The organism is Chitinophaga sp. (genome assembly GCF_017745275.1).
Taxonomy (GTDB): domain Bacteria; phylum Bacteroidota; class Bacteroidia; order Chitinophagales; family Chitinophagaceae; genus Chitinophaga.
On sequence record NZ_JAGHZS010000006.1, the window covers coordinates 373,136 to 392,682 of the forward strand.

Sequence of the window (19,547 nt, forward strand, 5' to 3'; positions counted from 1 at the left end):
CGTTTGTTAAGTACTCACTTAGTTATAAATAGTTACCTTATGCCCGTCTACCGAATATTTGATACCGGCGGTATATTCCAGCATTTTTAACACCTGTGAGATGTTGTAATTGCGGGAAATTTTACCGCTGATTTCATCTGTTGCCGGTGTGCCTGCATATACAATTTCCACGTCGTACCATCTGGCAATCTGGCGCATAACGGTGGGCAGATCAACATCCCGGAAGGCGAACTGGTCGTTTTTCCACGCAACGGCTTCCTCTGTGTCCACTGTTTTTACCTGGAGGTTTCCATTGTTTGTGTTGACGTTGGCTTGCTGGCCTGGTGATAAAATAGTTTGTCCATTGTGGCTGCTTACTTTTACTGCTCCTTCCAGCAGGGTGGTCAGGGTCGCTTTCTCATCAGCATAAGCATTGATATTAAAATGAGTACCGAGTACTTCTATGGTGGATTTATTGGTGTGTACGGTAAATGGTTTGGCAGCATTGGCAGTCACTTCAAAGTAGGCTTCTCCGGAAAGCTCTACTGTCCTGGTGTTTCCCACAAAAGCAGTGGGATATTTCAGGGAGCTGGCAGCGTTTAGCCAGGCTTTGGTGCCATCGGGCAGGGTTACCTGGTATTCGCCACCGCGGGGCGTGGTCAGTATGTTATATTGCACTGTTGCATTGGCGGCGGCAGTGCCGTTGTAGGCCAGTTCTCCACTGTTGGTTTGCACGATATTTACATTCCCCTGCCGGGCCAGCGTGCCAGTATGGCTGCTATCCAGTGTAATCCGGGAGCCATCAGCCAGTTGTAACGTAGCTTTGCTAATGCCAGGGGCGATATCGTTTTTTACCTGGCTTTGGCCAGCCAGTTTTACGGGTGCCGGTGTATGGCTGTTTTGCCACCACCAGGCGCCGGCAGCCAGCAATAATACGCCGGTAGTCACTGCGGCTACCATCATGCCTATACGCCGTTGAGGTTTTCGGCTACCAATGGTTACTGCCCTGGTAGCCAGTACCTGTTGCAGTATGGCGGCACTCTCTGCTTCGCTGAAGTGTGGAGCTTCCGGCAGCTGTTCTTCCCAGGTTTCATTCATCAGCTCTTTCACAAGCGCATCGTTTTCCGGCTGCGCCATGAGCGCCATGAGCTCCTGCTTTTCAGCCGGAGTAGCCATTTTGTCGATATACCGATGAAATAATGCGATAAGCCTTTTGTCCTTCATGCTACGTGAATTAGCTGCCGTGTTTATGGTAAAGACACAGCGAATTAAAAAAAGGGGGTATTGCCCCGGAAATTTTTTTTATAATTTATGATAGAAGCATAAAAAAACGGGTGCCAGCAAGGGGGCGTTGATTTTAATAAAGTGGGCAATCGCCTTTACGGAGAGCTGCACGTACTTCTTGACCGTTTCTTTTGAAATGCCCATCTGGTGAGCAATTTCGGCGTGTTTAAGTCCTTCTTTGCGACTCAGCAGGTATACCTGCTGTTGCTGGGGAGGTAGTTGTGCTACTGCACTGTCTATTAAAGAAAAATAATCCGTGTCGGCAGTTGGGATTTCTGTGACCGGCGACGTAGCCGTGCTCACATATTGCCCATATTGAAGATGCTTTTTACGGTCGTTGGCCGATTTGCGCAAGCAGTTAAGCGTATAATTGCGGGTAAGTATAAAAAGATAGGCTGTAAACTTTTCCACAGCGGATAGCTCCTGCCGGTTCATCCATATTTTGATAAAAACGTCCTGCACTATTTCTGCCGTCATTTCCGGGGATTCCGTCAGTGTCATTACAAACGTTCCCAATGGTTGATGATAGGCATTAAACAGGGTGGTAAAAGCCTTTTCATCTCCTCCGGCTACCTGGGCCAGCAATATTGCTTCATTATGAACAGACGTTAGCGCCAATCTTTATGAAATGGTTTTTGATAAATTTAGGAAAAACGATAAAATAGTTCAAAACTGGTTGATAATTGTATCCGGTATGCTTTCGGGGACTAAATATAAAACCTTAATCCGGAATTATCACCCGGCTGTTAATGTAGCGTGGGAGGGAAACGTAGGGGCAATGTTGTTGTACAGGTACATAGAAAAGCCCCCACCGCTATGTGTGGGGGCTGCAAAACAAGGGAAACGATTATTTTTTACCGATATCACAAAGCATATCTGAGTGGATATTCAGCGCAATATTGGTCAGATTATATAAATGTTCGCTGCCCACCAGCCATACGATCTCACAAATTTCCCTTTCTGAATAATATTTGGAGAGCTGTGCAAACGTATCCTGATCCATTTTTTTCTCACGGGTAAGGAGCGTTACATAATCCAGCGCAGCCCTTTCTGCGGCGGAAAAAAGCGGACTGGTGGGGTAATGCTGCAGTGCATCAAATTTGGCTTCATTCATCGATTCCTGTATAACGCTTAGCCGGGCAGCATCCATGCAAAACAGGCAGATGTTCAGGCGGGCCACCTGTTCCCGTATCAGCATCACCGTTTCCCGGGGTAATACCAGCTTTTTATCCAGTTGGGAAACTTTCCCGTAAAACATACCAAAAGCCGCAGGAAGCCTGACTGAGTGCACCTTCAGCGGCATCAGTACTTTACCAAATTGCCTGCGGGTAAAGAAATAAGCGATTTTCATCATCAGCCCTGCGGGCTTCTCTATGGGAGAAAGAAAGGTATCCATGGTGTAAGTGTTTTTAATTGTTATATCCTAATAAGGACTGAACAATTAAAAACTGGACAAAGGAGCCAATAATTTTTTTTAATTATTGTAAGAAGTCGGTTATTTCTGTGATGGTTTGCCTGGCGGTGCGACCTACACCAATAATAGTGGCAGAGGCAAAGCCGGTCCAGGAGCCGTATCCCATGAGCCACAGGCCATCAACAGCTGTAGCACGTGTGCCCTGCGTCTGAATTTTTCCATCGCCTGGTATAATATTTAAGGGCGCCAGGTGGGAGAGGGCAGGCTTATAGCCGGTGCAAAAAATTACCGCATCAGCAGGTTCTTTCCAGCCGCTGCTCCATGCTAATCCTGCTTCATAAAAATGATCGAAAGGAGGAAGTGCATTTTCATAGACGCCTCTTTCACGGGCCTCCTTCACGGAAGGGACCATTACAATTTTGCCAATAGACAAGGGCTGGTAGTCTTTTCCCTGCTGTTGTGCTTTGTATTGTTGGGTAGCAGCGTCAAACAGGTCTTTTCCATCTATATCATCCGGCAGGAACTCCGGTGGCTTGCGGGTGATCCACACCGTTTCGGCTACCTGTGATATTTCTGCCAGGATCTGTGCACCGGAATTGCCTTCGCCTACAATGGCCACCCGCAGGCCGGTAAAAGGCGCCGGCTCCTGGTACTGCGACGCATGTATTAGGGCACCCTGGAAAACGTCCATACCGGGTATTTGCGGCGTATAGGGATTGGTATAAATACCGGTAGCGCTGATCACGGTTTTGGCAAAATAATTTCCCGCGGTAGTGGTGAGCTCAAAAATATCGCCTTCTTTATGTACGGCGGTTACCTTCACTGGTCTGACTACCGGGAAGTGATACCGGGCCTCATATGCTTGCAGGTATTGCAGAAATTCCCCGCGGGTGGGATAATAATGTTGTCCGCCAGGCATTAATACGCCAGGGAGAGAGCTCCATTGCGCCGGAGAAAACAACGCGAGGGATGCCCAGCAATGTTGCCATGCGCCACCTGGTTGTGTTTCACTATCGAGTATAAGGTAATTGAAATTTGTTCTGCGGAGGTAATAAGCCGCTGCCAGGGCGGTTTGGCCGCCACCTATTATGATCACATCGTATATCGTGCTGCCTGCTGTTGTCATATCGCCGAAGTGTTAGGTACTCCTGTGAAGATAAAAACCTTTATGCGGAATGCAGTTCTTTTTATCTCCGGAAAGCGATTATTACCAAATTGTTAACCCATAAAAACGACTAGGAACATTTTAATCCACGAACGTACTCTTTCTGAAAACACCCAAAGCAGGGATATGGATAAACAGTTACTTGAAAAGTATTTTAAAGGAGATTGTACCGAACAGGAAGTCATTACTGTAGAAGGATGGCTGAATGGAGGCGATACCCCATTACTGGACGAGTTTATGATGGAGCAATGGCAGGCTGTGAATGAGCCGGTGGTGATGGCACCAAAAATATACCGGCGCTGGTATGGAGCAGCAGCGGCTGCAGTATTAGGCGCTATTGCGGTTGCCACTTTTTTCTGGCAGCAACAACGTATCGCACCACGCCCGGTAGCCGTGAAATGGGATACCCTGAGTAATAAAACCAGCAACATACAATTATTTACCATGACAGATGGTAGTGAAGTATGGTTAAATGCCCATTCTGCGGTTATCTGTGAACAGCAATACAATAAAACAAAACGGGAGCTGTGGCTGAATGGAGAAGCCTATTTCAAAGTAGTGAAAGATGACCAGCGTCCGTTTTTGGTACATACCGGCAGTATCACTACCACCGTACTCGGTACTTCTTTTAATATTGCTACTGCCAACAAAGCGGATGGCAGCATACAGGTAAGTTTGGTGGAAGGAAAGGTAGCAGTGAGTATGCCTGATAATGCAGATAAAATATTGTTACCCGGCCAGATGCTGCAGTATGCACCAGGGAAAGATCCGCAGTTACTGGCATTTGCGGACAATGAAGTACTGGACTGGAAAAAAGGAAAAATATATTTCGATAATACCCTGTTAGCCGATGCGCTGGCGAAGTTACAGCAGCGCTATGGTTGCAAAATTGTACTGGAAGAAAAACGATTAGCCAGGAAGAAGATCTCAGGTGAATTTAGCCGGGATATGCCATTGGAAAGCATATTATCTACCCTGGAATATGTGCATAACCTTGCATTTGTACAGGCAGATGATAGCACATTCCATGCACGCAGCAAAAAGTAGCATTCATCATTTAAATCAACATAAAAAATAAAGTATCGCCTTATGCAAAAATCTACAAATGGATTTTGTACAGGAAGAAGTGTGTCTTGTCATGTGACCTTTCTGTTAGTTTTATTGACCGGCTTGCTGCCATTGAAAAGCGTGGCGCAGTCTTATAAATCGCTTACCGATAAAGTACAGTTACAATTAGCCAGAACAAATGCCGCCAAGGTGGTGAAGTCGTTGCAGCAACAAACACGGTATACTTTTATTTATGACCCGGAATACCTGCAGCAGTGTGAGTTAAGCGATGTGAGATTTTCCGGGACACCATTAGGCGAAGTATTGAACTATATAGATAATAATGCACCCATTGATATTGAATTGACGAAAGATAATGCCATCACATTCCGAAAAGGCGCCAGCAATAAAGCAGCCAACAGAAATGGCGGACGTATTACCGGGAAGGTGGTGGATAATAAGAATGAACCGCTGCCGGGAGTAACGGTAGCTGTACTGGGAGGGCAAGGAGCGGTAACAAATGTAGACGGTACTTATGATATTGCATTGCCTGCAGGGGTATACAATATTACGTTCAGCTACGTTTCTTTTGAAACGCGTAAGGTAACAGAAGTGACCGTAAAAGAAAACGGCGCTACCCCGCTGAACATCATCCTGAAAAGCAATAGCTCTCACCTGAAAGAAGTGACAGTGACCGCCAATTACCGCAAGGCCTCTATTGAAGGATTGTATGCTATACAGAAAAATAATGCAGCCATCACCGATGGGATCAGTGCTGAACAGATTGCCCGTACACCGGATAAAAACATTGGTGAAGTGTTGAAGCGTGTAAGCGGATTGGCTACTATGGATAACAAGTATGTGGTAGTGCGCGGGCTGAGCGAACGCTATAACCAGGCGGTGTTGAATGGACAGGTAATGCCCAGCACGGAACTGAACAGGAAGAACTTCAGCTTTGATATTATTCCTTCCAATATCGTGGAGAATGTTACCGTGGTGAAAACGATTACACCGGATCGTAGTGCGGAATTTGGAGGTGGCTTGATAGAAGTAAATACACTGGATATCCCTACTACTAATTTTTTGAATGTTGCCGTAGGCGGAAGTTATAATGATAAAACAGTAGGGAAAGATTTTTTGTCTTTGCCGTTGAGTGGGAGTGAGTACAGAGGTAGTGTAAATGATAGCCGGAAGTTATTTGGTACGCTTGACTGGAAAGACAGGGATGATATTATAAAGAAGTATGAGGAATCTGGGAAAACATCTTTCCCATTGGCTAATAACTGGGGGATTACAAGATTTAAAGCGCCGGTATCTCCTAATTTCCAGGCATCAGTGGGACATATCTTCCGTGGTGGCGGTGGCCAGCAATGGGGAATAATAGCCTCCGCCAGTTACCGGAATACGCTGGCTACGCAGGATGCCATATTAGGCCGGGAGGGGTTTAATATCGGCGAGCGTACAGATAGCCTGGATGCCAGGTTATTCAAAGGAAAACGTTATGGCTTTGCTACTAATCTTGGAGGTATGTTTGGCATTGGCTTCCGTACCGAGAAGACCCGGATAGGCTTTCAATCGTTGTATCTCCGTACACTCGATCAGCAACTCGTATTTGGAACCGGACCCAATGCACGTGTTGATCCCGATCATACCCTGGGATATTTTGACAACACCATGCAAACAACTTTATGGCAGAATCAACTGAAGGGCGAGCAATCATTGGGGAACCATGGTATAAAGCTGAAGTGGACAGGCAGCTATTTGAAGCTGGACAGGCAAAAGCCCGATAATCACCAGATGTTGGCAGATTACAGGCAAATAGATGGTGCCGCCTCAAATGATTATAGTATTAAAGGTTATGGTAGTAGTCTTTCTGAAGGCGCTTTACGCTGGTGGAGCCGGGCTATGGAGAACAACTATAATTGGGATGCAGCAGTGTCTGTTCCTTTTAAGTTCAATGCAGGTAAAGTACCGGTTGAAAATACCTTTAAAGGTGGATATGCCGGTTGGGTGAAAGACAGGATGTTTTTTGTGCTGAATACTGCTTCCACATTTGAGAATAAAAATGATAACTACATTCCGCTTTCAACGGCATTTAGCGCAGAGAATAATGTGAAAACAACCGTAAGCCAGTTTGGAGACAATTTTAAACGGAAATCGGCGGCTTTACATGCACTCTTCGCAATGTTCGATCATAAGATCGGCGATAAATTGAGATTGGTATGGGGCGTAAGAACAGAGTTTTATAATCTGAACAAAGTAAATGATGTATTGGATTCTACTTTCAAGCGTTTGAAGCGGGCGCCCGGCGAAGAATTAGACTACACAGATTTGTTGAACAGGGAACCTGATTGGCGTTTCTTCCCATCTGCCAATATTACCTATTCCCTGACGCCTTCCATGAATTTACGTGCCGCCTATTCAACAAGTATTATACGGCCCGATCTGAGGGAGTTATCCAATTTCAGGGAGTATGATTTTGAACTGGGGGGTGAGTATATTGGCGGCCTGATCAAGTCTACTACGATCAAGCATTACGATTTCCGTTATGAGTGGTATCCTGGACCAGGGGAAATTATTTCGGCCTCTTTATTTTATAAAGACCTTGCCTATCCCATGGAAATATTTAAGCAGTTAGATAATAACATTTTTGAGCTGAAGAATAGTAAATCGGCAAAGAATTATGGATTTGAAGTAGAGGTAAGAAAATCACTTTCCTTTATCAGGATACCCGTAATACGCAATATCACTTTATACGGAAATTTTACCTACCTGGATTCGAAAGTGAAGCCAATGGCACTGGATGCGAGATTAACAGATCCGGCTAATCCGTTGAAAGTGGTGGTAACGGAAACGGTTGGTGAAGAAGTACGCCGGCCACAAATGGGTGCCAGCAACTATATGATGAATGCCGGCATCTTTTATGACATGAAGCCGCTTACCATTAGCCTTGTTTATAACAAAGTAACCAACCGCGTTTTTATACCTAATGCCGTGTACTATCAATCTACCATGGAAAAACCATTGGAAGTACTGGATGCACAGGTTGGTGTACGATTATTGAACAATAAAGCCTTGTTGAAATTGAACGTGGCAAATATCCTGAATAATTTCTCTGTCATTTACCAAAATGCTTTTTCAGAAGAGGAGAATAATGCGTTTAAGGAACGAAAAGCAAATCCTACCAAGTCACAATTGAATTACCAGGCGGGAAGAGATATGATGAGTTATAAACTAACACCCGGACGTACTTATAGCGCCACTTTTAGTTATGAATTTTAACAAGGTAGTAACCAGGAGCGGCGACACAAATTTTTTACGCGTAATCAAAAATATATCCTGATCAGGTATTGTTATCCTTCATTATTTATTGATTTGTTTAAACTTAAAAAAAAGCGAAATCCCATGAACAAGAAGCCCTTGGTGGTAACCCTCCTGTCTGCAGCAACTGTGCTGGGCATGATGTTAGGTACTTCCTGCAAAAAAGAACACAACGTAACAAATGATCGCCCGGTTTTGGCTGGTGGCCCTTCTGGTGCTTCCGGTACCTGCGGTGACAGTACTATTACTGGTGTAATTACCAGCAACCTTACGCTGAAAAGCTGTAAAATTTACAAATTAGATGGTCTGGTGTATGTTAACAGCGGTGTAACTGTAACCGTTGAAGCAGGTACTGTGATCAAAGGTATTAAAGGCACTCCTCCTTCCGGTACCAACCCAGGTACTCCAGGTGGTGGACTGATTGTTACAAAAGGAGCGAAGTTGATTGCCGTAGGTACTCCTACCGATCCTATCATCTTTACTTCTAACGAAGCAGTACCTGCTTCCGGTGATTGGGGTGGTATCGTATTGTTAGGTAAAGCACCTACCAACCATCCTGATTCTGTACTGGTAGAAGGTATCACTGGTCTTACGCCTGCCAGCGCTTATTATGGCGGACCTACCAATAACGTTGCTGCCGATAACTCCGGTAAGCTGGTTTATGTAAGAATTGAATATGCTGGTTATGAACTGGCTACTGACAATGAGCTGAACGGTTTAACCCTGGCAGGTGTTGGTAGCGGAACTCAGCTGGATTACATCGAAGTGTACAAATCTAAAGATGATGCATTTGAATTCTTTGGTGGTACTGTGAACGCCAGTCACCTGATCGCTGTTGATCCATTGGATGATATGTTTGATACAGACAACGGCTACAGAGGTACTATCTCTTATGCTATTGGTATTTCTGATCCAAATCGTGCTGATAAGAGCCAGTCTAATGGTTTTGAAAGCGATAACAACGCTACAGGTCTTACCTGGACTCCGTACACTCATCCTACTTACAGCAACGTTACCATCATTGGTCAGCCTACTGCTGCAGCAGCTTCTATTACAAATGGTCTGCCTTCTGGTAATGGTAAATATGGCCGTGGTGCTCACCTGAGAAGAAATGCTGAATTTGCTATCAGCAACTCTATCTTCCTTGGTTTCAACTACGGTATATCTCAGGATACTGCATTGCCTACTATTCAGCCGCCACATACACTGTCTAAATACTGGGCAGGTATCTCTACGCTGAGCACTAACTATGTACATGCATATGTTTATGCGTTCTCTAAAGAGTTTAACAACACTGCATATTCAGCTATCACTCCGTTGGGTACTACCAACAAAGGATATGTGAACGCAAATCCAAATGCCAGCATCCAGTTAGCAAATCCATTCGGTTCTCCCCGTTCTTTCAGCAACTATGTTCCTAATGCACTTTCTCCTGCTAAAACAGCCGGAGCATTTCCTACAGGAAACACTACCTGGGCTAACGGTTGGACAGTATTGTAAGATTTTTTCCCAGATAACGTATAGGAGGGATTCCTCCTATACGTTATTATCTCTAATGAATTTATAAACAGCGTACACGTGAATAAAATGACATTTGCTGCGATGAAATATTTAGTACTTTTCTTTTCTGTTTTGATATTGACGGTTTCCTGTCGTAAAGGAGACTTACCGGAAGCGCATTATTTTGGTAAGGTACACATTGACCTAATGAATCTTCCTAATACCCCTACCGTAATGATGTATTTAGATGGTAAGCCGCTGGATACTATTAAGATCATTGGTGGTACTTCGTTTGACATTCCTGCTAAAGAGAAGGCCAAATTATCTGCCTATGATGCTAAAAGTAAAGAATGGTTGGCGGATACCCTCCTTACTATTGTGCCTAATGGAAAGCAACAATTGAAATTTGCCTATAGTACTTTGTTCGGGCTGAAGGGATTTATAGCAGAAGGAGGTAACTCCACGGTGCCAGCAGATTCTTTAGATGTACGTTTATTCAATAATTTAAGTGCTGCTTTTTATCCCCTCGAATCTTATGATTTATCTTTTCTTTATTTAGATCCTGTTTCCGGCGAAATCATGGAATCCAGCGCGGTGGTGAAAGGCTGGGGACGGAAACAATTGTCTCCGGTATTAAGGTTGAAAGTAGTGGCAGATAATGGAGGTCAGTATACATACGTTGCTCAACTAAGAGACCCGGCTACCGGAGAGGTAGTATCACAGCCGGATGGATCGGTATTTTTTGTGATGACAGGTACTGACCTGGGAGGAAAGACAAGGATCACAACGGTGATCGATGATAATACAGGAAGTATCTCTTTCAATGAAATAGATCTCTGATAAAACCATGCACCCCGCTAAAAAACATATAACCCGTTTACTTCCATACCTCCTGTATGGAATAGGCAGCTTATCCGTTATAGCGGCCGGCTGCAAAAAGAGTGACGAAGTAAAACCACCTTCCTCACCAGACATCAAAATGGAAATGATCCCTGTTTCCGATACCCTCCGCCATGTGATTGCCACCAATACGTTATTGACCGCTAACCATCCCTGGTATATTGATGGTTGGGTGTACGTTACTAATGAGGCCACATTAAGAGTGGAAGCAGGAGCTACTATACATGTATTGCCTTCGGCCGTTAATAAGAAAGATGGCAGCGGCAGCGGTGGATTGATTATCACCCGCGGTGCGCATATTTACGCCTCGGGTACTGCTGACCGGCCCATTGAAATTAATGTGGCGAAGACAACAAAAAATGGCGCCTCCGGTATCATTGTGTTGGGAAAGGCAGCCGTGGAAAAGAAACATATGACACTGGACAACCCCGACGCACCTACGCTCAATCACCTGAGCTATGGCGGTAAAGAGCCGGACGACAGCTCCGGTGTACTGAAACATCTGCATATTAACTACTACCGTATAGCGGGAACAGGATTCATCGGTGGCTTATTGCTGCTGGGAACCGGCAACCGCACCACCGTTGAAGATATTACGTTAGCTCCTTTATCTGTGAAGCAGCCGGTATTGAAATCCGCCAGGTTGCATTAAGAGACACAAATAAATTGGAACCCCTATTTGCACCTTTACGCATATGCCGTTGTTGTTAGCCCCTTTTCCCTTTTTTATTTTGGTAAGATGATCAAACTATTGATGGCCGCCTGGCGGCGCGCATCATATACGTGGATACGTGCCGGTAAGTTGCCTTCCGGTGCGGTGCGGCCATTGCCGGCAATTACGGCCAGTGCTTTTGCCAATAATGGATCTTCTGTATTGCCCAGTGGTAGTAGTGGCTGGCGGCTCATTTCATCTACTGTATATTGGGGAGTAATACCTGCAGTGTAATTGCCGTTGCCATTGGCATTACTCAGGCGGTAAGTAAGTGGATGCATGATCCACGGAATGCGTTTGGGACTACGCATATCATATACAACCACTGCACCTTTATCTTTTCCTACGGTAGTTTCTCCAATCTGTATGACCTGTGTATAGGGTTTGAGGTTATTAATTAATAGCTCTGCGGCGGATACGGTTTGATGGCCGCTGAGAATAAATACCCGGGGTAATTGAAGCTGTGCATTAGCGAGGCTGCCAAAAGGAATGACATCGCCGTTTTCAGGGACCGACAGTGTAGTGGCGAAATCCAGGGTTCTGGTACCCATGCGCCCATTGCCACTGTATTTTACAAAGGTACTGGTGGCAGTGATGGCAGGAGCTGTCATGGCGGTGATCATAGCGGCCGCAGCAAGACTGCCTCCCACATTATAACGCAGGTCAATTACCAGGTCGTTGATGCGGTTGGTTTTAAATTCCTGGAAAGCGGCCAGCAGGTAGTTATTATAGCCGTCTGCAAAAGCATTATAGAAAAGATAGCCTACTTTTTTGTTGCCGCTGTTAATCACTTGTGACGTGTACACCGGGTTTTCTGTTTGCCTGCCCGCCTGCAGCAGTACCAGCGGGCTTTCTGTAATTACATTGCTATTAATGATAGCAGGGGTAATGGTACCGGAAGTAGCTGTGCGCAGTTGTTCGCTGAGGGTGGCACTGTTGGCGGTTGTTAACGGTATTTCATTGATGCGGGTAAAGTAGGTGCCTCTTTTTAATCCGTTGGCGGCGGCATGGGAGCCGGGTATCACCAGCTTGATTACTCCTATGACCCCACCTGTAGCGGATGGCCAGTTGATAATACTAAAGTCTATCCCGTATTTATATAGCATATCGCTTTTGACAGATGCCGGTTCGGCAGGATTATAGATCAGGGAGAATTTATCTTCCGGGCTTTTGATACGATCAAAAAATGCCTGTGTGGCTTGTGTGGCATCTGCCTGTTGTGGTAACTGGTCATTCCACAGGTAAAATAATCGCATGCTGTCCAGTATCCATTGATTGATTTCCTGTTGGGTAACGGGGCCGGTGGGCACGGTGGGGGAATCGTCTTTTTTATGGCAGGCAGCCAGCAGTACAATGATGCACAGTACAAACAAAGTGTTAGGAGGTCTCATGTTTAAAATTTAAGAAAGGTGGCAGACAGGGCTATTTCCGTCTTTCTATATCTACATAAAAATGATGGCTTAATTCTTTCCGGATATATTGAAGGGCAGCGGTGAGGTGATTTTTAACGGTAGCAGGGGAGATGGACAATTCCTCACCTATTTGTTTGTGGCTATAGCCATGGTCGCGGCTTAGGGTGTATACATGACGGCGCTGTTCCGGCATTCTTTCTACCAGTTTTACTAACTGCGAGCTGAATTCTTTTTGAAGAAATACATTTTCACCGCTGCCAGTGCTGTGAGGCTGATCCTGTGCAGCTTGTGAGAGCGCCTTTCTTTCCCGGTACAGTTTACGGCTTTCATCTATCACCAGATGTTTCACATATACAAACAGCAAAGGAAAAATGTCCTGGTCTTTTTTCACCTCGTTGATGTTTTCCCACAAACGAACAAAACATAACTGGGTGATTTCCTGCGCTCTGGAAGCATCGTTGGTTAACTTAAATGCAAACCGGTAAACTTTCGCATTGTTCTCCTCAAATATTTTTTCAAAAAGTGCTTTAGGAGGGCTGTCAGACATAGTTCGTGGTTGTAACATGATCCGGATATAAATATAAGCCGGCTATGTTACACGAATGTTAAGCCGCCTCTTTTTCCGGAAAATGAGCGGGTGATGACAAAGAATTCCACTTTGTTATACCGTACTTTTCCGGCGGCGCCCACCTTGAACTGCTGTGTAGGAAGATGGCCAGCTAAAGATTGTCTAATACTTCTTTATAGCCTCTTCCAACAGGTAGCTGGATGCCGTTTAGTTCTACCATTTCGGCTGTATAGGCGTCAATTTTATGTACGGCTACAATGAACGACCGGTGTATACGTTTGAAGGCATTGGCGGGGAGTAGCGCTTCAATTTCATGTGTACTCATTTTAGAGAGGTATTCATTTTTGAGGGTGACAATTTTTATATATTCCCGCTGGCTTTCAATGTATAAAATCTCTGAGAACAACACTTTTACTTTCCGCTTTTGTACATTCACGAAAATAAAGTCCCTGGCTTCGTCGGGGACTTTTTGCTGTGCAGCATTCACTTTATTGACAGCTGTCAGGAACCGTTCAAATTCAATGGGTTTTAGCAGGTAGTCGGTAACATTCAGGTTGAAGCCTTCTACGGCATATTGGTGATAGGCGGTGGTAACAATCACCGCCGGCGGATTGGCCAGTGTTTTCAGGAAAGCCATTCCTTTGAGTTTAGGTAGATGGATATCTAAAAAAATAAGGTCGGTGGTATGTTGTTGGAGGAATTCGGTAGCAAGGATAGCATCTTTACATACCTTTTGCAATTCCAGGAAGGGCACATCTGAGATATAGTCGCAGAGTACTTTAGCGGCCAGTGGCTCGTCTTCTATAATGATACACTTTATTTTAGACATGATGTGCGAGGTTTATTTTCAGCGTAGCGGTGAATACAAAATCACCGGGTACAATATTGAGTTGATAATCGGTGTACATAAGTTGTAACTGCCGCCGCAGGTTAGCGAGACCAATATTCTCTTTGATGGGTTGCCCACTGGCCGGATCGCCGGTGGAATTTTTTACGATGAATAACAACTGTTTGTTTTTGATGGAGAGATGGATATCCACAAAGGGATGTTCTCTTGTTTCTGATACCCCATGTTTGAAGGCGTTTTCTACCAGTGGGATCAGCAGCAGGGGCGGCAACGATTGTTTCTGATCATCGAGGTCGTAGTTGAAGTTGATGCGTAATGAATCGTCATAGCGCAATTTTTCCAGGGCAATGTAGTCGTCAATAATTTTAAGGTCCTGCTCCACGGCGATGTATGGACCGCTGGTTTCGTATAGCATATACCGTAGTATTTTAGATAACCGCAGGATGGACTCTGGCGCCAGATCCGACTTGTCTCTTGCCAGCGAATAGATATTGTTGAGGGTATTGAATAAAAAATGTGGATTCGTTTGGGACTTCAGGTAGTTCAGCTCGGCCTGTTGACTTTCGATACGTAATTGCTGTGCGGTTTGTTTCAATCTTACATAAGTATAAATATGCCGGATCACGCCAAAAAATATCAGGGAGCCGATGCCATACCCGGTGAGTTGACCGATCCTGGATTCGATAGACATGGATTTGCCCAGCGGGGTGTATATATGCAGGGTTACTCCCAGCGTGCGCCACAGGTAGAATCCCACTGAAAAAATAAACACGTAAGGTAATAAGGAAAGGAAAGAGCGGATCCAGTGTTGCCAGCTTAATTTAGACAGGGTACGTTCAAACAGTTGATAGTTAGCGATGGATAAATAGATAAGCAGCCACACTTCGTTCACTATCTGCAGTGTAAAGTCAGTAGCGTCGTGCGTCATATCCGCCAGCAGGTTTACCAGCAGGAAAGCTGGTATTAGCCATACGTATAGTTTAAATTGGGGAATGTCGGAAAGCTTCTTCATGTGAATGTTTGCTGGGATAAATGTCGATAAATATTTCACATCCTCCTAATCTCTTCCCGTGGTATACGATATACGGTTGTTCGTTTACCAATACCTGTTGTTCGTTGATAACGCGCTATAGCAGTGCCTCTTATTTGCTAACCTTGTACTACAAACAACCAAAAATATGAGCAAGCTAATACAGTTCGGCGAAATAGTAGAGGGATATGATATCCCCGTGCTGAATGAAAGGGAAATCAGGGCCGCTGCAGGCATCCTGTTTCTACTCACCTATACCTCTTTGATGTTTATTCTTTTTGATGGTAATTTTTTATTGGTAAAGTATTTTATTCCCATCTTCCTCCTTGATTTACTGATACGGGTATTTATTAATCCACGGTATTCTCCTGCCTTGATTATAGGGCGTTTCATGGTACGTAATCAAACACCGGAATATGTAGGCGCACGGCAAAAACGGTTTGCCTGGAGTATTGGTATTGTGTTGTCCTCGGTGATGTTTACTTTCCTGGTTATCGTCAATGCTTATAGTCCTATTACAGGTATCGGCTGCCTGATATGCCTGGTGTTCCTGTTTTTTGAAGCGGCATTTGGTATTTGTTTAGGTTGCCTGGTATATCCGCTGTTTTTTAAAGATAAAGTACAGTATTGCCCGGGAGAGATTTGTGATACCAGGCTTAAACAACCTATTCAAAAGATCTCTATAGCACAGTGGGGGGTATTGTTATTGTTTGCGGCGGCGGTATTTTTCTCGCCGCGGGTGTTGCAAAAAACATTCAGTAAAGAGCCACATAATTTATTTAAATCCGAAAAAAACAGGTAAGTATGGAACCACTGTGCTTTACCTGTGGCAGCAGCCTGGAAAATTATTTTGCGGTTTACCGGAAAAATATCCTCGGGTATCAACAGAAATTTGACTCACCGGCTGGAGAACAAACGCTGCTGTATGCCGACTGGACTGCCAGTGGCCGTGCCTATGGGCCTATTGAACGGCATCTGCAGGAGGAGATATTACCTTTCATAGGTAACACACATACCAATACTACGGTAACGGGCACACGAATGTCGGTTGCTTATGCGCAGGCGAAGCAAATTATTAAATCGCATGTGAATGCCGGTGAACAGGACGCTTTGCTTTTTTGCGGGAGTGGTATGACAAGCGCCGTTAATAAGTTGCAGCGTATGCTGGGATTGCGTGCTCCCTGTGAAGAGGAGGAAAGGCCAGTGGTGTTTGTAACACATATGGAGCATCACAGTAACCATTTGAGTTGGCTGGAAACCAATGCTATAGTGGAAATTATTGATGCAGATGAAAATGGAAATGTGAGTTTGCATCATCTCCGCTCTTTATTGGAGCAATTCAAACATTGCCGGAATAAAATGGCGGCGGTAACGGCGTGCTCCAACGTGACTGGTATTTACACGCCTTACCACGATATCGCCGCGCTGATGCATCAATACGGCGGCCGGTGTTTTGTAGACTTTGCCTGCGCGGCGCCTTACTGTACTATTGATATGCATCCTGCGTTGGAAGATGCCTGCCTGGATGCTATTTATTTTTCCCCGCATAAATTCCTGGGGGGGCCTGGTACCCCTGGTGTTTTAATTTTTAATAAGAAGATGTACCAAAGCGGAGTTCCGGATCATCCGGGCGGCGGCACGGTGCTTTACAGTAATCCGTGGCGTGACCGTATTTATACAGCAGATATTGAACAGCGGGAAGATGGTGGCACGCCGCCATTTTTACAGGGCATCAAAGCCGCGATGTGCATACGTTTAAAGGAAGCAATGGGGTTGGATAATATTCTGCAGCGGGAAGCGGAATTACTGGAAATAATTTTTGAAAGAGCTGCAACAATACCGGGATTACACTTGTTGGAACCGCATGCTACACAAAGGGCTGGCGTGGTATCGTTCATCGTGGACGGAGTACCTTATCCGTTAATTGTAAAACTGCTCAACGATAAATTTGGGATCCAGGTGAGAGGTGGTTGCTCTTGTGCCGGTACATACGGGCATTGGTTGTTAGAGGTAGATAAGTCCTCGTCTTATGCCATCAGGACCGCGATTCTTTCCGGAGATTTATCATGTAAGCCGGGCTGGGTGAGGTTATCGGTGCATCCTGTTATGACCAATGCGGAGATTCATTTTATTATGGATGCTATTGAAACAACGATAGCGTATGCCGCAGCATGGGCAGAAGATTATGTATATGACGCTTCTTCCAATGAGTATTACTTTAAGGCAGCAACTGATAACGGGCAGTTAGTGATAGAACGATGGTTTGACCCGGCCACGTGGTAAATTATACGTTAGCGTGCTGCTATTTTGGAAACCTGTCATGTGAAGAATAAAAGTGGGGATCACTTTAACTTGAAAAGCCGGCGCGGTATTTTACGTTATTTGAAACGACGCGCATTCCCATTATAATAAGCAATGGCACGCTGTTTTGATGGAAATGCCTATCCTGAGGTACAATATTCGTAGACCTGATTAATAGCTATTACCTACCTTGCGTTTTATATATATTCTGAACTATGTTTAAACGTATGTTTTCTATACTGGCACTGACTGCCGCCAGTATCTTTGTAAATGCGCAAACAACAGCTCCGGCAGTGACGATTAAAGGGAACGGTTATACGCAAACAACGCCCTTAATGACCTGGGACGAGAGCAATTCGTCTGATCGCCTGATCGGTTTTGGTATCAGGCAGGAAGGTGGGGTGAAAACCAACGTATTACTGTATGGAAAACGGGCCTTTGATTATCGGGCTTCTCTGGATGATTCTGCTACCAGTTATGTGGACCTGGATATACAAATGAGCCGTAAAAACGCCAGTAGTTCCTGGTTAGATAACGACTTTATTCGTTTGAGACGATCTAAGGTGCAACCTACTGCCACTATTAATGGCTTTATACTTGCCTTTGATATCCCGGATTCTATTATAACGGATATGCGTGGCTGGGAGCTGAAACGCTTTTCTAACACCATTCCCGGGAACGAATCCCGTTATACAACTACCAGCAGCAGAGGAGTTCCGGAGAAAGTATCTAAAATGTTTGCAGCTTATTTGCTGAAAATTCCGGCGGGTAAATCCTGGTTCGAACCTGTTGCACCTTTTGCGAAAAACAAGATTCCGCTGACGTCTTTATTTCACCAGTCCCCGGAATATATAAAGGGGGTATTGGGTGCGCCGGTATTAGACACCAATCGGAATGGTACAGTATGGGTACGGCATATTACCAAACATGGCACTTATGAATTAGAGTATAAAGATAACATGGTGGTAAGGATTCGTCTTGTGCCTGCATATCGGTTTTATCCTATACATTATTCCGAGGAAAAGCAGAAATCTCCTTTCGAAACTATACCAAGGCCCGCTGAGATTGACCCATTGGGGAAAAGTTCCTGTCAACATACCGCTCTTTTCCCCAGGCGTTTAAAGATGAGCCCATACATAGGTATGGAGCGGAATGAACAGAGTGAAGATGAAGAAAAAAGACGGTATATAACGCTGGTTGAAGTGAAGGAAGAGTATTAACTGTAGTATAGCAAAAACAAGGAAGGGATAGATTGGGATCTATTCCTTTCCCGTTTTACTTATACCACGGTTACTTTTACGCCCAGATCTTCCATTCGTTTCACCACATGTTCAGAAATGCCACCGTCGGTAATCACTTCATCGATATCTTCCAATCCACAGATCCTGCCGAAGCCCCTTTTGCCAAATTTGCTGGAATCTGCCAGCACTACGGTTTTCTGGGCAGTTGCCATCATTTTCTGATTCAGGTGTGCCTCCATAATATTGGTGGTGCTTAATCCAAATTCCAGGTCAATACCATCTACGCCGAGAAATAGTTTACTGCAGGAGAAGTCTTCCAGGATTTTTTCTGCATAAGGACCTGTTACAGAGGTAGAGCTGTTACGAAGATGTCCGCCGAGTTGTATCACTTCAATTTCCGGCCGGCGTAGCAATTCCAGGGCTACGTTGAGTGCGCCGGTAATAACGGTGAGCTTCCCCTTGGGATGTATATTTTTTGCGAGCGATAATACAGACGTGCCGGAAGCAATAATGATAGCATCGTTGGGAACGATGAGCGCTGCCGCTGTTTGAGCGATCAGGTTTTTTTCTTCCTTACGGATATTTTCTTTTTCGTTGACCGATTTATCAATTGTATAAGGGTTTTGTACGGTGGCGCCTCCATGCGACCGGTACAAAAGTGCTTTGTCTTCCAGCAGCTTGAGATCTTTTCGTATAGTCACACCTGATACATCCAGTTCCTTACACAACTCCAATACATTGACATATCCTTTTTCATGCAGTTTACTCAGGATAAACTTATGACGTTCAGCAATATTGATCATAGACATATCAGCTAAAATTAACG

Annotated in this window: 17 protein-coding genes; 8 read left to right on the forward strand and 9 right to left on the reverse strand. The window is 44.8% G+C overall.

The window, feature by feature from the left end; genetic code table 11:
* Window positions 1-18: 18 nt before the first annotated feature.
* The 4 genes from J7623_RS18610 to J7623_RS18625 all read right to left on the reverse strand — a co-directional run bounded on the left by J7623_RS18610 (window position 19) and on the right by J7623_RS18625 (window position 3,803).
* A complete protein-coding gene (locus J7623_RS18610) occupies window positions 19-1,203 on the reverse strand; it encodes a FecR family protein (RefSeq protein ID WP_291923115.1) in 1,185 nt (394 codons plus the stop codon).
* Window positions 1,204-1,281: 78 nt separating this feature from the next.
* Window positions 1,282-1,881 carry an RNA polymerase sigma-70 factor gene (locus J7623_RS18615; RefSeq protein WP_291923117.1) on the reverse strand — a complete coding sequence of 200 codons (600 nt, stop codon included), beginning with the start codon at window positions 1,879-1,881 and terminating at the stop codon, window positions 1,282-1,284.
* A gap of 229 nt (window positions 1,882-2,110) precedes the next feature.
* Entirely contained in the window at window positions 2,111-2,659 is a 549-nt protein-coding gene (locus J7623_RS18620) for a carboxymuconolactone decarboxylase family protein (RefSeq protein WP_291923118.1), read from the reverse strand.
* Window positions 2,660-2,741: 82 nt separating this feature from the next.
* Window positions 2,742-3,803 carry an ArsO family NAD(P)H-dependent flavin-containing monooxygenase gene (locus J7623_RS18625; RefSeq protein ID WP_291923121.1) on the reverse strand — a complete coding sequence of 354 codons (1,062 nt, stop codon included), beginning with the start codon at window positions 3,801-3,803 and terminating at the stop codon, window positions 2,742-2,744.
* A 165-nt stretch (window positions 3,804-3,968) separates the two neighbouring features.
* On the opposite strand from J7623_RS18625, the gene J7623_RS18630 reads away from it, so the two are divergent.
* The 5 genes from J7623_RS18630 to J7623_RS18650 all read left to right on the forward strand — a co-directional run bounded on the left by J7623_RS18630 (window position 3,969) and on the right by J7623_RS18650 (window position 11,262).
* The gene (locus J7623_RS18630) at window positions 3,969-4,889 is read left to right on the forward strand and encodes a FecR domain-containing protein (protein ID WP_291923123.1); all 921 of its coding nucleotides are present in this window, start codon (window positions 3,969-3,971) and stop codon (window positions 4,887-4,889) included.
* Window positions 4,890-4,931: 42 nt separating this feature from the next.
* Window positions 4,932-8,171 (forward strand): TonB-dependent receptor, encoded by a 3,240-nt coding sequence (locus J7623_RS18635; protein WP_291923125.1) that lies wholly within the window; start codon window positions 4,932-4,934, stop codon window positions 8,169-8,171.
* Between the two features lie 123 nt (window positions 8,172-8,294).
* Complete coding sequence (locus tag J7623_RS18640; protein ID WP_291923127.1) at window positions 8,295-9,710, forward strand: hypothetical protein; 1,416 nt, start codon at window positions 8,295-8,297, stop codon at window positions 9,708-9,710.
* A gap of 102 nt (window positions 9,711-9,812) precedes the next feature.
* Window positions 9,813-10,550 carry a hypothetical protein gene (locus tag J7623_RS18645; protein WP_291923129.1) on the forward strand — a complete coding sequence of 246 codons (738 nt, stop codon included), beginning with the start codon at window positions 9,813-9,815 and terminating at the stop codon, window positions 10,548-10,550.
* A gap of 7 nt (window positions 10,551-10,557) precedes the next feature.
* Window positions 10,558-11,262: a hypothetical protein gene (locus J7623_RS18650; RefSeq protein WP_291923131.1), complete on the forward strand. Its 705-nt coding sequence runs from the start codon at window positions 10,558-10,560 to the stop codon at window positions 11,260-11,262.
* Window positions 11,263-11,336: 74 nt separating this feature from the next.
* Here J7623_RS18650 and J7623_RS18655 read toward each other — a convergent pair whose 3' ends face one another.
* The 4 genes from J7623_RS18655 to J7623_RS18670 form a co-directional block, all read right to left on the reverse strand.
* Window positions 11,337-12,713 (reverse strand): S41 family peptidase, encoded by a 1,377-nt coding sequence (locus J7623_RS18655; protein ID WP_291923134.1) that lies wholly within the window; start codon window positions 12,711-12,713, stop codon window positions 11,337-11,339.
* A 31-nt stretch (window positions 12,714-12,744) separates the two neighbouring features.
* The gene (locus J7623_RS18660) at window positions 12,745-13,299 is read right to left on the reverse strand and encodes a sigma-70 family RNA polymerase sigma factor (RefSeq protein WP_291923136.1); all 555 of its coding nucleotides are present in this window, start codon (window positions 13,297-13,299) and stop codon (window positions 12,745-12,747) included.
* Between the two features lie 154 nt (window positions 13,300-13,453).
* Window positions 13,454-14,131, reverse strand: a complete 678-nt coding sequence (locus J7623_RS18665; RefSeq protein ID WP_291923138.1) for a LytTR family DNA-binding domain-containing protein — start codon at window positions 14,129-14,131, stop codon at window positions 13,454-13,456.
* A complete protein-coding gene (locus J7623_RS18670; protein WP_291923140.1) occupies window positions 14,124-15,161 on the reverse strand; it encodes a histidine kinase in 1,038 nt (345 codons plus the stop codon). The genes J7623_RS18665 and J7623_RS18670 overlap by 8 nt, the downstream gene beginning before the upstream one ends.
* A gap of 166 nt (window positions 15,162-15,327) precedes the next feature.
* Between J7623_RS18670 and J7623_RS18675 the strand changes: the two genes are divergently transcribed.
* The 3 genes from J7623_RS18675 to J7623_RS18685 all read left to right on the forward strand — a co-directional run bounded on the left by J7623_RS18675 (window position 15,328) and on the right by J7623_RS18685 (window position 18,700).
* Window positions 15,328-15,981 (forward strand): DUF4395 domain-containing protein, encoded by a 654-nt coding sequence (locus J7623_RS18675; RefSeq protein ID WP_291923142.1) that lies wholly within the window; start codon window positions 15,328-15,330, stop codon window positions 15,979-15,981.
* 2 nt (window positions 15,982-15,983) lie between these two features.
* A complete protein-coding gene (locus J7623_RS18680; protein ID WP_291923145.1) occupies window positions 15,984-17,462 on the forward strand; it encodes an aminotransferase class V-fold PLP-dependent enzyme in 1,479 nt (492 codons plus the stop codon).
* A 233-nt stretch (window positions 17,463-17,695) separates the two neighbouring features.
* A complete protein-coding gene (locus J7623_RS18685; protein ID WP_291923148.1) occupies window positions 17,696-18,700 on the forward strand; it encodes a hypothetical protein in 1,005 nt (334 codons plus the stop codon).
* A 59-nt stretch (window positions 18,701-18,759) separates the two neighbouring features.
* Here J7623_RS18685 and J7623_RS18690 read toward each other — a convergent pair whose 3' ends face one another.
* Complete coding sequence (locus tag J7623_RS18690) at window positions 18,760-19,530, reverse strand: DeoR/GlpR family DNA-binding transcription regulator (RefSeq protein WP_366839345.1); 771 nt, start codon at window positions 19,528-19,530, stop codon at window positions 18,760-18,762.
* Window positions 19,531-19,547 lie beyond the last annotated feature (17 nt).

Excerpts from the sequence above, each read along its gene's own strand:
- J7623_RS18610 (WP_291923115.1), bottom strand. The coding sequence starts at position 1,203 with ATGAAGGACAAAAGGCTTATCGCATTATTTCATCGGTATATCGACAAA.
- J7623_RS18620 (WP_291923118.1), bottom strand. The coding sequence starts at position 2,659 with ATGGATACCTTTCTTTCTCCCATAGAGAAGCCCGCAGGGCTGATGATG.
- J7623_RS18625 (WP_291923121.1), bottom strand. The coding sequence starts at position 3,803 with ATGACAACAGCAGGCAGCACGATATACGATGTGATCATAATAGGTGGC.
- J7623_RS18630 (WP_291923123.1), top strand. The coding sequence starts at position 3,969 with ATGGATAAACAGTTACTTGAAAAGTATTTTAAAGGAGATTGTACCGAA.
- J7623_RS18680 (WP_291923145.1), top strand. The coding sequence starts at position 15,984 with ATGGAACCACTGTGCTTTACCTGTGGCAGCAGCCTGGAAAATTATTTT.
- J7623_RS18650 (WP_291923131.1), top strand. The coding sequence starts at position 10,558 with ATGCACCCCGCTAAAAAACATATAACCCGTTTACTTCCATACCTCCTG.
- J7623_RS18635 (WP_291923125.1), top strand. The coding sequence starts at position 4,932 with ATGCAAAAATCTACAAATGGATTTTGTACAGGAAGAAGTGTGTCTTGT.
- J7623_RS18685 (WP_291923148.1), top strand. The coding sequence starts at position 17,696 with ATGTTTAAACGTATGTTTTCTATACTGGCACTGACTGCCGCCAGTATC.
- J7623_RS18670 (WP_291923140.1), bottom strand. The coding sequence starts at position 15,161 with ATGAAGAAGCTTTCCGACATTCCCCAATTTAAACTATACGTATGGCTA.
- J7623_RS18640 (WP_291923127.1), top strand. The coding sequence starts at position 8,295 with ATGAACAAGAAGCCCTTGGTGGTAACCCTCCTGTCTGCAGCAACTGTG.
- J7623_RS18645 (WP_291923129.1), top strand. The coding sequence starts at position 9,813 with ATGAAATATTTAGTACTTTTCTTTTCTGTTTTGATATTGACGGTTTCC.
- J7623_RS18675 (WP_291923142.1), top strand. The coding sequence starts at position 15,328 with ATGAGCAAGCTAATACAGTTCGGCGAAATAGTAGAGGGATATGATATC.
- J7623_RS18660 (WP_291923136.1), bottom strand. The coding sequence starts at position 13,299 with ATGTTACAACCACGAACTATGTCTGACAGCCCTCCTAAAGCACTTTTT.
- J7623_RS18655 (WP_291923134.1), bottom strand. The coding sequence starts at position 12,713 with ATGAGACCTCCTAACACTTTGTTTGTACTGTGCATCATTGTACTGCTG.
- J7623_RS18690 (WP_366839345.1), bottom strand. The coding sequence starts at position 19,530 with ATGTCTATGATCAATATTGCTGAACGTCATAAGTTTATCCTGAGTAAA.
- J7623_RS18665 (WP_291923138.1), bottom strand. The coding sequence starts at position 14,131 with ATGTCTAAAATAAAGTGTATCATTATAGAAGACGAGCCACTGGCCGCT.